Origin of the sequence: Commensalibacter nepenthis (assembly GCF_029953305.1) — a bacterium.
GTDB lineage: Bacteria > Pseudomonadota > Alphaproteobacteria > Acetobacterales > Acetobacteraceae > Commensalibacter > Commensalibacter nepenthis.
On record NZ_JASBAN010000001.1, the window covers coordinates 2,162,869 to 2,179,336 of the forward strand.

The following is a 16,468-nucleotide window of genomic DNA, read 5'->3' on the forward strand; positions in this document are numbered from 1 at the left end:
CCTAATAAAAAATGATTATTAAATAATTATTTATTTTGTAGTGCAGGCGGGGTCAGGCTGTATATGTATAAAGGCCATTGTATGGTTGAATGATCTTGTTTGTTTAACAGCTGTGTTTGATCGAATTGTATCGTAGGAATATATAATACATTATTTTTAGATATAAATGGATGTGCAGGCCATTTCAATCTGGGGTCGGTGATTAATTTATTCAAAATACGACCGGTGGTAAAACGATAGACACTGTTGGTTGCGATATCATCAATATATAAAGTGCCATCAGGTCCGCAAACGATACCACCTGATGAAGGGGTTTTAAACCAAATCATCATGGCTTCGTTTAATTCAGCAGGGGAGTAGGTCGCATCGTTGAGATACATGGTATCAATACGATATAAAGGACCACTGACGGCTTGGTAATATAAGCGTTTTCCATCTGGAGAAATGGCCAATTGGTTCACATTGAAATGTGAGGATTGGTCAAGGTTTGGTTTAACGACTTGGTTATTCGCAACCACTGCAAGTCGAGAATAAAGGCTGGGAGAATTTTCCAACAAGCGTCTGGCTTGACCTGTCTTGGTATCAAACACGATGATGGCAGGTGCGCCTTCGTCTGCAATATAAATATGGTGATCGTAAACAGCAATTGCGTTCAAAGCGGTTTTTTCTTTGAATACAGAGTCAGGAATAGGATATGTTTGAAGAACTTGGTCTGTTTTTGTATCGATTGTTATAATTTTGGCAGCATTTTTAATCGGCGTAGCCCCAACTTTTGGAATACCACTATCTAAAACCCATAAAATTCCATCTGGCGTCAAAGTCATCCCTGTTAACCCAATGAAATGTTTACTTAAATTTTGTGTGTTGATGTTGTTCCATTCTTCGTTTGGGTATGGAGTTAAGGTGTTATCTGGCTTGACAATCGCAAGAGAAAGTCCTTTATCATCAGTCAATCTTGGGAATTGAGCAATCATGCGTTCTTTATCATCAACCACGATATAGTCGGGTAAATATCCCTTAACAGAAGCGACTTGCTTTAACGCATCTGATGATAAAAGTGCTGGTTGATCCAGCTTTTGTTTTGCATGTGCTAAAGAGGGAGCAATGAAGATCAGTGCCAAGGCAAAAGATACAGAACGGGTAAAAGGTTTTAATAAAATCATAACCGATATTCTATTCCTGATATAAAACATAGAGTTTATTTATAAGGCAATTTTTTAAAAGATGATAGGGAATATCTGAGATAAAAGCTGATATTTTAAACGAAGTCTATTTTTCAGAATTCAATATTTTGAGTTTATACAAAGCTTTTGTATAGTGTTTTCAATATTTCTAAGTAATTTAAAGATTGATTTAGGTTGTTTTGCATGTTTTACGATCAAAAAATAAACCATGGATTATCGTTGCTATCCAAAGGACAACTCCAAGAAGCTGATAATATCTTTTGTGATGTATTAACAAAAGAACCTAATTTTTCTGAGGCATTTTATGGCAGAGCCTGCGTAGCGAGGGCAGCAGGAAATCATGCTTTGGCTATTGGTTTTGCAGGACAGGCAATCGAAATTAAACCACAATCTCATTATTATATTCCCTTGGGATTGTCATTGTATGAACAAGGACATAGCGCAGAAGGAGAGGCTGCTTTAAAAAGTTCACTCTTATTAAATCCTTATGATCCAAGGGCTTATCATGCATTGGCTTTGGTTTATGAGGCAATGGGAAATCAACAAGGGGCGGAACATGCGTTTCGAAAAGCAATAGAGTTACAACCTTCATCTTTGACCTATTGGAAAGAGCTGATTCGATTTTATTATCAAGCAGAAGCATTCGAGCAAGCTTTAAATATTGCCAAGGATGCAGTTAAAAATAATGTGGGTAAAATAGAGTTTATGCATGAGCTTGGCGTTCTTTTGTATAAGATGGGCATATTAGGCGAAGCAGAGCGTGTATTTCGTAAAATCATACGCTTAAATCTTAATATTATTTCTGCTTACGCAAATTTGGGCGCTATTTTATTTCAGCTTAATCGATTGCAAGAAGCCAAAAAGAATTTGGTGTTTGCCCTCGAACATGAGCCTGAAGTCATTGAAACACAGGTTAATTTGGGATTGGTACAAATGGGGCTGGGGGCTTTGTCAGAAGCCAAAGAGTTGCTACAATCCGCTTATCAAAAAGCACCTCTTGACGCGCGTATTGGTTTAAATCTTGGCACAATTCTTTTTGAATTAAGAATGTTGGATGATGCCGAAACAATATATCGTCACTTATTGACTCCTTCAGAGTTTATTTCATTAACAGAACAAGAATATCATAAAATAGAATATAATTTATCAATGGTTTTATTGGCTAAAGGGAATGTGATTGAAGGGTATGAGCATATGGAAGCTCGCCATTCTTTATTAAATCATTTTGTGGATAGCGATCATATTCCAATATGGGATGGTAAAGAACCCGCTGAAACACTATTGGTTCGTGCAGAACAAGGGCTAGGGGATACACTGCAATTTATTCGTTATTTACCAGCCCTTTTACAACAATATTCTATTGTTATCGAAGTGCAAAAAGAATTGGTTCATTTATTAGAACTTATTGTAAGTTCTTGTCAATCGGATCATTCATGTGTTGTCGTTGAAAAAAACAGCGTCTTACCAGAGGGTATAACGCATCAAGTCATGCTAATGAGTTTACCTTACCTGCTGCAAGCACAAGAGATTCCTCAATATCAATTGCGTTTGGAAACGTGCCAGTCACAGCATATTTCTGATGGATTAAAAGTTGGACTTTGTTGGATGGGAAATCGTGATAATCATTTTGATTTATTGCGCTCAATCCCTTTATCTAATTTTAGCTCTTTACTTGATAGTCATAAGATAGCGTTCTATGCATTACAAATAGGGCTGAAAAAATCAGATATGCCGAAAGGATTTGTTGGTGCTTTACCTTGTGGGGATTTATTACGAACGGCTTTCTTTATTCAACAATTAGATTTGGTAATCACTGTTGATACAATGATTGCACATTTGGCTGGAATATTGGGTAAGCCTGTATGGTTATTAAATCGCTATGGTGGGGATTGGCGTTGGTATCCAACTTATCAAAATGAAAATAATAATAGTTTGTGGTATCCAACATTGCGTATTTTTCAACAAAAACAGCCATTACCTCCAGATCAAGCATGGAATAACTTGATGGAAGAGGTAAAGGCTGAGTTGGCTACAATATTATAAAATCTTTACTGTTTTAAGGTTCTTCTTTTGGTGGTGTGATTTCCATTTGAATAATAGAAGCTGCACTATTGGGTTGAATGCCCGTAATATTTTCTTCTACTTCTTCAAGAACTTTTAAGATTGCTTCGCGAATAACAGATAAGCGTTTTTTATCTTGTACTTTTAAACCAAAAACATCTTTGATATAGAAAACATCCACCGCCCTGATACCATAGGTAGTAATATGTGCAGAGCTGATTTGTAGCTTTTGTTCTCTAATCGTTTTGGTGACATCATACAGTAACCCAATGCGGTCACGTCCGTTTACTTCTATGACGGTAAATCCATTTGAGGCTTGATTATCAATGACAACCCTTGGGGGGACATGAATAGCCCGCATACGACGACCATATAACATATGACGATTACAATCTTGCAGCCGTTGTTCAATATCAATGGTGCCAGCCAAAGCAGATGTAATTAAATCAACTGTTCGTTGCAAACGAAGTGGATCATCAAACACATCTTGTGCAGCATCTTGTATCCAAAATGTATCAAGCACCATACCATTGGTTAATGTATGAATACGTGCATCAACAATTGAAGCACCAGCCACAGCCAATGCACCAGAGATTTTTGAAAATAAACCAGGATGATCAGGTGCGTAAACAGTAACTTCTGTAACACCGCGATCAGGCAAAGGATAGGTGCGTATGGTTAAAGGAGCTTGCTTTTGTTGTGCTTCTATAATCATATGCGCGTGGCGTATATGCGTATTTTCATCAAATGATAACCAATAGCTGGCATATCCTAAATTCATAAAAAATTCGACATCAGCATTGGGAAGGTTGATAATTGAAAATTGTTTGGTCAGATTATTTTTTACACGATATACACGGGTATCGCGTTCTTGTGTAGCAAGACTACCTTCTAAAACTTCTGCAACACGATTATAAAGCTCGGTCAATAACGTGGCTTTCCAAGCATTCCACACTTTTTTATTCACTGCACGCATGTCAGAAATGGTTAATAAGAAGAGTAGCCTTAATCGTTCAGGGGATTGAATGGTGTCAACCAAATCCAAAATTGTCTTTGGATCATCAATATCTCTTTGAAAGGCGGTATGGCTTAATAACAAATGATGCAAAATTAACCAAGAAACCGTATCGGTTTCCTCGGCTGACATATTAAGGCGGGAACAAATGGATAAAGCCATTTCAGAACCCACTTCGGAATGATCCCCACCTCTGCCTTTGCCCATATCATGTAACAAAGTTGCCATATATAAGGCTCTTTTGGATTGAATACCTTGCAATAATTTATGGGCAAATTGCAAATCATCTTGATAATAACCTGCTTCGAGCATTGCCAGCAATTTAGCAGCTTCGATACTATGTTGATCAACGGTAAAGATATGATAGGTATCAAATTGCATTTGCCCTACCATACGTCGCCATTCTGGCATTAATTGTCCCAATATTCCTGTTTCATTCAGGATATGAAGCCAGTTTGCATTATATTGATCCTCGGGTGGAGGATAAATAATAGTGTTTTTTTCTTCTTCGTTGTTATTTTTTTGTAGTAATTTATAACGTGCCTTAGGGGATAAAAATGTTGGTGTATCACATAACAGGTCAAGAAAAATGGCGGATGCTTCAGCATTGCCACGTAATTGAGCGGCTTTGCGTTCCCATCGAATTAACTGATGAACCGCCAATGGATGTATGGCGCGCTTTTGTGTTTGTGCTAGTTTCAACAGGCGCATCATTTCGATCGGATCTTTTTCAAAAGAAATATGCGCTGTTGGCAGGATTTTTCCTTCTAATAAAGAGCATCCGGTGTGGGGGATATATTTTCCACTTTCAAATTTGTTTAATCTTGCCTTTTGAGTATAAAGCGTCAGCGCTGATTCAATCACATAGGTCAAACGCATGACTTCTCTGGCGGTAAGGAAGTAATGACGCATAAATCGTTCAACACCTACTTGCTGTCCATGTTTGGTGTATCCGATACGCCCACCAACAACAGGCTGCATATCAAATGTTAAACGGTCCTCGGCTCTGCCTGAGATATAGTGCAGTTGAAATCTGACCGTCCACAGAAAATTATGAGCGCGTTGCAAGCGATGAATTTCTTGTTCTGTTAACAAGCCAAGTTCGTTAATTTTGGGTGTTAAAAAGTCAGAAAATTGATCAAAACCCAACGTAAAACGATATTCCCAATAAATGGTTTGCAGGTCTCGTAAACCCCCTTTGCCTTCTTTGATATTGGGTTCGACTAAATAAGGGGTTTCACCAAATTTTTTATGGCGATTTTCTCGCTCTTTACTTTTTTCAAGGATATATCGTGTTGCACCGATTCCTTCGCATAAATTGACAAAGCTGGGTATAAATTCATCAAATAGTTTTTGATGCCCGCCTAACAATCTGACATCAAGCAACGCCGTTAAAATAGTGATATCTTCTTTTGCTGCGGTCAAACACTCTGGAATTGAACGAATTGCATGACCGATTTTTATCCCTAAATCCCATAGGAAATATAAATGTTGTTCTATGGTATCCAAAAGCTCTTTTGAAGGGTTTTCAGGGGTGATAAATAATAAATCGAGGTCACTGAAAGGGGCTAAGCATTTTCTGCCATAGCCACCTGTTGCTACGAATGCAATTTTATTTTTTTCATCATCAGAGCTTAATAATTGATGGTAAATCAGGTCAAATAAAACAACCATTAATCCATCTGTAAATGCGGTCAATTGCTTGCTGGCCTGTAATCCTGACAATCTATTTTTTTCAAAATCAGTACGAACCTGTGTTTGAATACGACCCAAGTGACGACGAAAGATTTGTAATAATTCATCTCTTGACAAATTTGGATTATTACGAAATGCAACGCGAATCTTCTCTCGAAACATTTCAGTTGTTTGAGTAGGGTCAGATGATATATCAGTGACAGGGTGCTTCAATTTTTTAAACCTGTTAGCAAAATTAATAAAATATTAATAAATAGACATAAATAATATTTAAGCAGATATATTTATTTATCAATAAGCTTTTTCAGCTCATAGAGAATATTTAACGATTTTTTTGGTGTCAGTTCATCTGGATCGATTGTTTTTAGAAGTTTTTCGATTTCTTTATATTCTTTTGGCAATGAATTTACGTTTTTTTTCTCCTCTGTGGCTGGAGGAGGTAAGGGAAGTGTAATTTGAGGATTATGATATTGTTTTTCTAAATTTTCTAAAAGATATTGTGCACGTTGTAATGTTGGAAGGGGAACGCCTGCTAATTGTGCGACATGAATTCCCCAACTATGCTCTGCGGCACCAGGGATGACTTCATATTGAAAGATAATGCTGTTGTCCCATTCTTGTACTTTCATTGTAAAAGGTTTGCATGATTGAAGATGTCGAGTGGATTCTACCAACTCGTGAAAATGGGTTGCAAAGATAGTGCGGCACTGAATGGTATTATGTAATGTTTCCAACATTGCCCAGGCAATAGCCATTCCATCCAAGGTTGAGGTGCCGCGACCAATTTCATCAATGACAACCAAAGATTTGGGGCCTGCTTGGTTTAGAATAGAAGCCGCCTCGGTCATTTCAACCATAAATGTCGATCGACCATGCGCCAAATCATCAGATGCCCCAACACGTGAAAATAAATGATCGACAATACCAATTTTTGCTTCACTTGCCGCAACTGGCAACCCAGCCTGTGCAAGAATAACGCTTAACGCCACTTGTCGCAAAAAGGTTGATTTGCCAGCCATATTTGGACCTGTTAACAGCATAATCTTTTTATTTTGTGATAAATCACAAGAATTGGGTGTAAAAGTTGCCTTATGTTGCATGGCAGCTTCTACAATAGGATGTCGACAATGGGTTAATTTAAAAGTTGTATCGTCACTGAGTGTAGGAATACACCAATTATGTTTGGAATATAAAACTGCACAAGATTGTAAGACATCAATCATGGTAATCGATTTCGCCAATATAGGCAGTGTATTTTCTTGTAAAGCTTTATCAATTAATTCACAAAAAAGCTGTTTTTCTTTTTCAGCCGCAAGAATATTGGCTTCTAAGATTTTTTCACTGAGTTCATTCAGTTCAATCGTAGTAAAACGTGAAAGATTTGCAGTTCCTTGGCGTAGAATAAGATCAGGGTAATCGCGAAGTTTGGTGCCAGATGTTGCGCTGACTTCAATAATATGACCTAGCTGTGTGTGATGTTTGATCTTTAATGTGCTGATATTGAATTTACTTTTGTAATCTTCTTGCAAATTAACAATCACTTGGCGGCTATTATCTCTTAGGCGACGATAGGTATCTAGCTCGTCATTATATCCAGTTTTGATAATAAAGCCTTCTTCAAGTTTTAAAGGAGGATTTTCCTCTAAAGCCGCACGAAGGTCTTGTAACAACTCTTCGCCGTATAAAAAATACTCGGATATATTTTGAATAAGCGAACAAACACGCCCTGTCTCTTCTTTATAGGAATTTAGAATGCTGGCGATCTTACGTCCAATTTCTAATCCATTGCGAATAGAGGCTAAATCTCTGGGTTGACCTCTGCCTAATGATAATCGACTAAGCGCCCGCGCAATATCAGGCGCTCCTTTTAATATTTTACGTAATTCAGCAAGTAGAGCAGCGTTTTGATGTAAATAAATCCATCCTTCTTGCCTTTTTTGAATAAGTTCGATCTGTGTCAAGGGAGCAGAAAGCCAGTTCGCCAACATGCGCGCGCCAGCAGCCGTTACCGTATGAGAAACGCTGGAAAATAACGTAAATTTCTGATTACCATTACTATTTTGTAAAATGTCCAAGCTGTTACGTGTTGCAGGGTCAATGGCTAAGATTGATTCATATCGTTGGGATTGAGGGCGTGCAAGTTGAGGAATTTTTCCTGCTTGGGTTTTTTGGATATAATGTATCAGCTCATATCCTGCGATGATTTCTTCGTCATTAAAATGACCCAAAGCTTCAAAAGAATTCACATTAAAAAGTTCAGCAAGCTCTTTTGCTGCTGTATTTAATGTATGATGTTCACGAAGGACAGTGCGAAGCGTTTCATAGTCGTTTAATGGAATCTCTTTTGAACACAAGATTTCCGAAGGATTAATGCGCCCCAATAAATCATTTAATTTAGAGCCATCAACAAAACTTGTTTCAAAAACACCCGTTGAAATATCAATCCATGCTACGCCAAATTTTGGTGTCTTACTTTTTTGTTGAGGAATAATCGATGCAACGTAATTGGCTTGTTCAGCGTGTAGCAATTCATCTTCTGTCAAAGTTCCTGGTGTAATCAGACGAACAATAGCGCGAGATAATGGACCTTTTTGTCCTTTTGGTCGATCCGAAGGCGTTTCAGTTTGTTCTGCAATGGCAACTTTAAAGCCTTTTTTAATTAAACGGGATAAATAATTGGATGCTGTTCCAATGGGAACGCCACACATGGGAATGGGGCTGCCCCCGTGATTTCCTCTTGCTGTCAAAGCGATATCTAATGCATAGGCAGCGACTTCGGCATCTTTAAAAAACAATTCGAAAAAATCACCCATGCGGAAAAATAATAACGCATCTGGGTATTGTTCTTTTAAAGAAAACCATTGTGCCATTACTGGGGTGGCACCTTCGGGTGATGGGATTGTCATTCTCACTCGTTTAGTTTAGTCATAAATCATTAACATATTAAAATATTATTTTCTTAATATTCTCTTTTTAAGCCTAGTTGAAAATTGCCGTAAGTCAATGATTTTGAGAAGATGTAAAGCAATACCGTAAAGTAATCCCCCTATAGAAATTAATAATATTATAGAAAATAGGCGATATATAATATTTTGTTGTGGAAGATTAGCAAAAAATAGATGTGTTATGCTTATCAAAACAAGGCACATCACCAAGGACGCTCCTGTCATTGCTACGATTCGTTTTATTAAAGGAAGGGGTAAAGCTAATGCGTCTCTTTTATATAAGATCACAGCCAATATAATAACGTTGATTGTCGCAGCCAAGCTATTTGCAAGGGGTGGACCCATATAAGTAAGAGGCCTCATGAAAATCAGATTTAGAATAAGATTTAGAAAAATAGTGAATATACCGATTTTCACTGGGGTTGAGGTGTCGCCTCTGGCAAAAAAGCCTGGGGACAAGACTTTGATTAATACAAAGGCTGGCAATCCGAGCGTATACATCTGCAAAGCCAGAGCAGAAGCATACACATCTTTGACGGTAAAAGCACCATGACCAAATAAAGTCGAAATCACAGGAACAGCGATACTAAACAATCCAAACGCAGCAGGTAACGTTAATAGAAGGCTGTAATCAATGGCTTTATTTTGTGCATCAAATGCTGCATTTGGCTCTTTGTTTTGTAGTGCTTTTGTTAAAATAGGTAATAATGTCGTTCCTGCTGCTGCACCCAGAACACCAAGAGGAAGTTGGTTGATACGATCTGCAAAATACATGACCGAAACGCTGCCTGTTGGTAATAAGGTCGCAATAATGGTGCTGATGGTTAAATTAATTTGCGTAATACCGCTACCAACAATACCAGGAGCCATTTTCCTAAATAACAGCCGGATATCTTGGGTTAGCTTTGGAAAACATAATGTTATTCGCATTCCAGCTTTTCTGGCTGCAACCAGTAAAATACCCAGCTGCACAAAACCAGACAAGGTAACCCCCCACGCCGCAGCCCATGCTGCGTTTGGCATATAGGGGGTTAGCCATAATAAGGCAGCAATCCCAACAATGTTAAAGCTGACATAAGCTGCCGCAGCGATACCAAAATGGTGTAGGCTATTTAAAACTCCAGCTACTAAGGCTGCGGCGCAAATAAGGATCATATAGGGAAATGTAATACGGCTAAGCGCCACCGCTTCATCATAACGTACTTTATCAACGGTAAAGCCAGGGGCAATGATCCTTACAATTTGTGGCATAAATATTTCTGCTAAAATTGTAATGATGAATAATATTGTGATTAAGACGCTAAAGGATTCATTAGCAAAACGCTGTGCTTCTTTTTGGTTTTTGTTGGTCAAAGTCATGGTGAATAAAGGCACAAATGCTGCGTTAAAAGCACCTTCACCAAAAAGATTGCGGAACATATTGGGCAGGCGAAAAGCAACTTGATATGCATCTTGCAGAGAACCAGCCCCTAAAAAAGCAGCAAGTAATTGGTCTCTGACCAAACCAAGTAGGCGACTTATCATTGTCCAACTGCCTACGGTTAATATATTTTTTAACATTGTTACCCTAAAAATAAGACGCATATAAGTTTTAGAGTGATTTTATTTCATATCACTCTATTTTAAAAATCATAACAAGCTCTTTCCACAGCATTGATAAACCGTTTAGAAGAAGGGCTGGTTATACTGGAAAAGGATTTATATAATTTTCCTTGGCGATTTAAAATATATTTATAAAAATTCCATCTTGGGCGTCCTAAAAATCCGCCTTGTTTTGCTAGCCATTTAAATAAAGGGATGGCATTTTTTCCTTTTACATGGCTTTTTTCGGCCAAAAGAAAGCCAATATTGTAACGATTATTACAAAAATGCTGAATTTCTTCATTGCTATCAAACTCTTGTTTTCCAAAATCGGCTGAAGGAATACCAATGATTGTTAGCCCCCATTGGCGATATAACATCCATAAATCTTGCAGGCTTTCATATTGTGGGGTGAATTTACAATGTGAGGCAGTATTGACGATTAACAAAGGTTTGCCTCGATAATCATTCAAATTAATCGTTTCTCCTGATTGTATTGGAAGGGTAAAGTCATAAACAGTTTGTTCAGTCATTTTGATTCCTTGGTAAATCAACGATATTGAATAAATTTAGTATAAATAGATTTTATTCATTGCCTAGAGGTCTAGACATTAAAATATTTTGTGCTGTTTGGATGGTCATATTTCCGTTTAAAATATGGGTGACGGCTTCGATAATAGGCGTATTGACATGATGTTGCTTGGCTCTTTGAAAAAGAGCGGGTGCTGTGGCAACTCCTTCTGTTACGGTTGTACGCTGTGCCAGAATATCTTGGAGTTTTTTTCCTTGCCCCAGTTCAAAACCCAAAGAGTAGTTTCTTGATCCTTGTCCAGTGCAGGTTAGGATCATATCGCCCACGCCTGCCAGTCCTGACAGGGTCATAGGTTCTCCACCTAATCCTGTGCTGAGACGAGATAATTCGGCAATTCCACGGGTGATAATAGATGCTCTGGCATTTTCGCCAAGTCCTGCACCCATTGCCATTCCTGCTGCAATTGCAAAAACATTTTTAGCAGCACCACCAATTTCGACACCTATAGGATCTGTATTTGCATATAAACGAAAATTAGAGGTTGATAATTTATTTGCCAATTCTTGTGCGAGTTCGGCATTTTTTGAAGCAATGACACTGGCCGTAGGATAGCTTTTGGCGACTTCATGGGCAAAATTGGGACCTGATAAAGCTCCATGTTCTCGTTTGGGATAAATCTCTTCTAATATTTCAAGAGGGAATTTTAAGCTGGTTGTTTCCACACCTTTACAACATGCAATAAGAGGGGCTGTTGGTGGCACATAGGGCAAAATAGAACGCATATATTGTAACGGTACAGCCAAAAATATAATATCAGCTTGCGTGGGGAATTGATTGCTTACAGTAATGGTTTTAGGTATGGGAACACAGTCAAGGCGCGATAGGGTTTGGTTGGTTGGATTAGGTAATTCTTTGCGGCTCCATAAATAAACATTGGCTCCTGCTCTCGCTATTTGTAAGGAAAGTGCTATTCCCCAGGCGCCAGCACCAATTACAGCAATATTTATGGGCATTATTTATCCTTTAATTTTCAAACCGTTCAGACATTTCAGATAAAGGCCAACGTGGGCGCGGTAATAGTGAAATATCATCAATGATTTTATGGCTATTTGCTGCTTGATGCAATATTTCTATGGCTGCCCAACCAATCATAACTGCGTTATCTGTACAATAATTCATGGGTGGGGCAATAAAAGGGAGATTATATTTCTCCGCTAATGATAATAGATGTTTTCTAAGATATTGATTCGCAGCAACCCCACCAGCGGTGGCTAATAATGTGCTATCGGGAGCCATTTTGATCGCGTTTTCTAAACGATTGATAATAGCGGTCGTGATGGCTTTTTGAAAGCTGGCGGCGATATCGGCAGCAAGTTGCCTTGGTAAAGTATCTGTATTTTCATAATCAGTCAGTAAATTAGCAACGGCTGTTTTTAATCCTGAGAATGACAAATCACATCCAGCTCTGCCATATAAAGGGCGTGGCAAGGTAAATGCATTTTCGTCACCTTCTTTTGCCAAAGCTTCCAACGCAGGCCCCCCAGGCCAAGAAAGCCCTAACATTTTAGCAACTTTATCAAAAGCCTCGCCCGCAGCATCGTCAATTGTTCCGCCAAGCCGATGATATTCTCCAACATTGGTGACATGAATACATTGGCAATGTCCACCAGAGGTAAGGAACAACAGATAAGGAAAATTAACTTGCAATGGGGAAATATTTGGGATGCGAACGGTCAACGCGTGCGCTTCGATATGATTTATACCGATAAATTTTTTATTTTGAGCCAAAGCCAATCCTTTGGCAAAGCTGCTGCCGACGATGACTCCGCCAATCAGACCAGGGCCACAAGTTGCTGCGATGGCATCAATTTCCTCCCATTCTATTTGTGCTTGGGTCAGTGTCTTTTTAACCAATGTCGATAAATGAGAAAGATGTGCTCTGGCTGCAATTTCTGGCACAACACCACCGAATTGAACATGTTCTTTTTGAGAGTAAATTTGCTCAGCCAGCACCGTGCCATCAGACCGTACCACAGCACATGCCGTATCATCACATGATGATTCTATTGATAGAATTGTCAGGTTCTTATTTGTTTTTATCTTAGTTTGGTGTATGGATGGCATAATAATGCATTTCTTTAGTTAATTACAGTCACGATCAAAGAATAAAGTTTATCTTACAATGAGCACGGATACAGTATTACATATTTCTTCTAACTCTGCTTTGCAAGAAGTTGCAGCAAAAGCATCAAACAAAGGGTTGCAGGATCATCATGATGCTTATAAGAGAAGGGGACTGCCATTGAGAGTAGGCACAAGGGGATCTCCGCTCGCGCTCGTACAGACTCGTAATTTTCTGACTAGATTGACACAATTTTGTCCCTTATTACGTGAGTTGGGTGCTTTTCAAGAATTTCAAATCAAGACGTCTGGCGATAAAATCCAAGATCGTCGTTTGGCAGAGATTGGTGGTAAAGGTCTATTTTCAAAAGAAATCCACGAGCAATTAAGTGCTGGTAATATTGATTTTGCCGTTCATAGTTTAAAAGATTTAGAAACAACCTTGCCTGATGGATTGGTCTTGGCTTGCACATTAAAACGTCAAGATGCTCGGGATGCATTGATTGTGAATGCAAAATATCGCCCTGTTGACCATGATTATCCTTTTGATTGTTTACCTCAAGGTGCAAAAATAGGAACTTCATCAGTACGTAGGCAAGCTCAATTATTACATATGCGTCCAGATTTGGAAATTGCATTACTACGTGGCAATGTGCAATCTCGTTTGGATCAAGTGACAGCTAATAAATATGATGCAACCTTTTTAGCAGCAGCAGGATTACAACGGTTGGGCATGGAAGATCGTATTGATGTTATCCTTGATTCTTCTATCATGGTGCCAGCAGCTGGGCAAGGGATTGTGGGTGTTACCGTCCGTGAGGCTGATGTGGAGCTTAGGGAAATGTTATCAGCGATCGAAGATAAAGAAGCAAAGGCAGTCTCAACCGCAGAACGGGCTTTATTGGCGGAGTTAGATGGTTCTTGTCGTACTCCGATTGGGGGATATGCTCAATTATTACCTGTTGTGGCAGGTGGAGATCCTGAATTACATTTAGTCGGTTTGGTTGCCAGTGAAGATGGTTCATTCTTATTGAAAAAAGAAATTAGTGGTTCCCCTGACGATGCAGAATTATTAGGGCGAGAGCTCGGAAAAGAACTACGCAAAGATAGTCCAGCTGATATTTTTAATGAATAAAAAGCACGTTTTTTCGAAGCCATACCTTGTCATCACAAGACCTGAACCAGGATTAAGTGAAACAGCACAAAAAATCAGCCAATTGGGCTGGCATCCTTTGTTGATGCCTGTGATGAAAATACATACAGTGCCTTTTGAATGTCTTGATATGGACGATTTACAAGCGATTATTTTTACCAGCCGTCAAGCAATTATCCCGACTGTAGAACATTACATAAAACAGAATATCATTTATCAAAATATTCCAGTTTTTACAGTGGGGGATATTACTGCACAGGATGCTAAACAGGCAGGTTTTGTTCATGTTATCAGTGCAGGGAAAGATGCGGTTGCTTTGGCTGATTTAATTAAACAGCACTTATCTCCCGATAAAGGGAAATTATTTTTTCCTTCTGCTTTGGGACAAGGGCAAGTATTATTTGGGTTATTGCAAAAATCAGGGTTTGAGGTTGTTCAGCATGCTGTTTATAGAACCGAACCTATTCAACAATTATCAGAAGAATTCACGCAGCAATTAAAATTACAGACAATAAATAGTGTTTTATTTTTTTCGTCTGAAACAGCACGTTTTTTTATAGAATTGATTCCAACAGCGTTGCATTGTTATTTTAAGTCAATTCAAGCGATAGGGATTAGTGCTAAGACAAGAAAATATTTGGAACAAATATCTTGGCGCTCTATTGAAATTGCTGCCAATCCAAATACAGAAGAAATGCTCTGTTTGTTAAAAGAGCATTCCTAGTTTCATGAATTAAGCGTGACCAGCTTCGGTTTGTGTTTGTGCAGCTTGTTGCGCTTGTTTATTTTGCCATAAAGAAACAAAATCAATTGGCTGTAAAATAACTGGTGGGAAGCCACCGTCTCTTGTGACATCGCCAATAATGTTACGTGCATAAGGGAAAATAAGGCGAGGAACTTCTACTAATAAAATAGGCTCGATTAATTCTTCTGGAGGGTTGTTTAAAGAAACAACTGCACAATAGACCAGTTCAGTAACGAATACGGTACGTGGCTGTGCTTTATCTTCTCTTTCAGATTCTGTTGCTTCAACTTTTAATGTTAAGCTGACTTCATAAACATTTTCTTCGCTAAGGCGATTTGCATTGGCATCAATTGCAACAGAAATTTGAGGCGTGTCTTCTAATGTTGCAAAAATAGATGCCCCATGTGGCACTTCAAAAGATAAATCTTTTGTAAATTGTATATTTAGTGTTAATGGGAGAGGGGGTGGAGCTTCTTCTAAATGAGAATCAGAGAGATTATTCATTGTATCAGACATCATGAGCCTTTAAATTAAATATTTGTTTGTTTAAAAATAGTTTATTTTAGGTAATTATACCATGAATTTTTGAAATGATAAAATTAAAGTAAATATTTTTTGTAATGTGACAAAAGATAAATATATTGTTAGTATGGGTTACGGATTAACATTTCTTTTTTAAGAAAAATTTTATTAGGTTAACAGGTATAAAATGGGTTTTTCGATGGCTAATTTTCCAATAGATATCGTAATTTTTGCTTTGCTGGCAGGGTTTTTGATTCTGCGATTGCGTAGTGTCTTGGGGAAAAAGACAGGTTTGAACAAAGAAGATCGGGTTGTGCCACTTTCGAATGATGCTGTTAACCGGTCACAGATTATTAATAACAATCAAGATAAACCTGTGGAACCCAAGGTGGAGATTAATATTCCCGCCTCTGACACAGAAGCTGGGCAATTATTAAATAGAATATCACAATTGGATTCTACTTTCGTCACGCAAAAATTTATTGAAGGTTCTGAAGTTGTTTTTCGTAAAGTATTAACAGCTTTTGCCAATGAAGATTTAACTGTATTAAAATCTATGTTAGTACCCGATGCTTATAACGCATTTGAATCGGCTATCATTGCACGAAAAAATTTACAAGAAAAATTAACTATTGAGATTAGATCTATTCATTCTATTACAATCACAAAAGTGCAGTTGATTGAAGATCAATCCATTAATCGTGCGATGATAGAAGTGCAGTTTATTTCTAATCAAATTAACTGTACCTTTGATAAAGAAAATAATCCTGTTATAGGAACAGAATCAGTAACTGAATTTATTGATTATTGGACGTTCGAACGTTTATTAGGAACGGGTAACCAAGGAATTTCTTGGCGTTTAAAATCTGCACGCAGTGGCAAATAATCATTACATCATTATACAAATGTTGATA

General features: G+C 38.1%; 12 protein-coding genes. 4 read left to right on the forward strand and 8 right to left on the reverse strand.

Annotated features, from left to right (window positions below):
* Positions 1-26: 26 nt before the first annotated feature.
* On the reverse strand, positions 27-1,163 hold the full coding sequence (locus QJV33_RS10200) for an L-dopachrome tautomerase-related protein (protein ID WP_281463224.1): 1,137 nt from the start codon (positions 1,161-1,163) through the stop codon (positions 27-29).
* Positions 1,164-1,367: 204 nt separating this feature from the next.
* On the opposite strand from QJV33_RS10200, the gene QJV33_RS10205 reads away from it, so the two are divergent.
* Positions 1,368-3,227 (forward strand): tetratricopeptide repeat protein, encoded by a 1,860-nt coding sequence (locus QJV33_RS10205; protein WP_281463225.1) that lies wholly within the window; start codon positions 1,368-1,370, stop codon positions 3,225-3,227.
* 13 nt (positions 3,228-3,240) lie between these two features.
* Here the strand turns inward: QJV33_RS10205 and QJV33_RS10210 are convergent, their stop codons facing one another.
* From QJV33_RS10210 to tsaD, 6 genes are all read right to left on the reverse strand, one after another.
* A complete protein-coding gene (locus tag QJV33_RS10210; RefSeq protein WP_281463226.1) occupies positions 3,241-6,168 on the reverse strand; it encodes a [protein-PII] uridylyltransferase in 2,928 nt (975 codons plus the stop codon).
* A 71-nt stretch (positions 6,169-6,239) separates the two neighbouring features.
* Positions 6,240-8,861, reverse strand: coding sequence for a DNA mismatch repair protein MutS (mutS, locus tag QJV33_RS10215; protein ID WP_281463227.1), 2,622 nt, complete (start codon positions 8,859-8,861; stop codon positions 6,240-6,242).
* 45 nt (positions 8,862-8,906) lie between these two features.
* Positions 8,907-10,460 carry a murein biosynthesis integral membrane protein MurJ gene (gene murJ, locus QJV33_RS10220; RefSeq protein ID WP_281463228.1) on the reverse strand — a complete coding sequence of 518 codons (1,554 nt, stop codon included), beginning with the start codon at positions 10,458-10,460 and terminating at the stop codon, positions 8,907-8,909.
* 62 nt (positions 10,461-10,522) lie between these two features.
* The gene (locus tag QJV33_RS10225) at positions 10,523-11,014 is read right to left on the reverse strand and encodes a glutathione peroxidase (protein WP_281463229.1); all 492 of its coding nucleotides are present in this window, start codon (positions 11,012-11,014) and stop codon (positions 10,523-10,525) included.
* 52 nt (positions 11,015-11,066) lie between these two features.
* The gene (locus QJV33_RS10230) at positions 11,067-12,026 is read right to left on the reverse strand and encodes an NAD(P)H-dependent glycerol-3-phosphate dehydrogenase (RefSeq protein ID WP_281463230.1); all 960 of its coding nucleotides are present in this window, start codon (positions 12,024-12,026) and stop codon (positions 11,067-11,069) included.
* 10 nt (positions 12,027-12,036) lie between these two features.
* A complete protein-coding gene (tsaD, locus tag QJV33_RS10235) occupies positions 12,037-13,128 on the reverse strand; it encodes a tRNA (adenosine(37)-N6)-threonylcarbamoyltransferase complex transferase subunit TsaD (protein ID WP_408869679.1) in 1,092 nt (363 codons plus the stop codon).
* A 67-nt stretch (positions 13,129-13,195) separates the two neighbouring features.
* On the opposite strand from tsaD, the gene hemC reads away from it, so the two are divergent.
* Complete coding sequence (hemC, locus tag QJV33_RS10240) at positions 13,196-14,269, forward strand: hydroxymethylbilane synthase (RefSeq protein ID WP_281463232.1); 1,074 nt, start codon at positions 13,196-13,198, stop codon at positions 14,267-14,269.
* A complete protein-coding gene (locus QJV33_RS10245) occupies positions 14,262-15,011 on the forward strand; it encodes a uroporphyrinogen-III synthase (RefSeq protein ID WP_281463233.1) in 750 nt (249 codons plus the stop codon). The genes hemC and QJV33_RS10245 overlap by 8 nt, the downstream gene beginning before the upstream one ends.
* Before the next feature lie 9 nt (positions 15,012-15,020).
* On the opposite strand, the gene secB is transcribed toward QJV33_RS10245, so the two are convergent.
* Positions 15,021-15,548: a protein-export chaperone SecB gene (secB, locus tag QJV33_RS10250; protein ID WP_281463423.1), complete on the reverse strand. Its 528-nt coding sequence runs from the start codon at positions 15,546-15,548 to the stop codon at positions 15,021-15,023.
* A 205-nt stretch (positions 15,549-15,753) separates the two neighbouring features.
* Here secB and QJV33_RS10255 point away from each other — a divergent pair, with 205 nt between their 5' ends.
* Positions 15,754-16,440 (forward strand): Tim44/TimA family putative adaptor protein, encoded by a 687-nt coding sequence (locus QJV33_RS10255; protein ID WP_281463234.1) that lies wholly within the window; start codon positions 15,754-15,756, stop codon positions 16,438-16,440.
* The last annotated feature ends 28 nt before the right edge of the window (positions 16,441-16,468 follow it).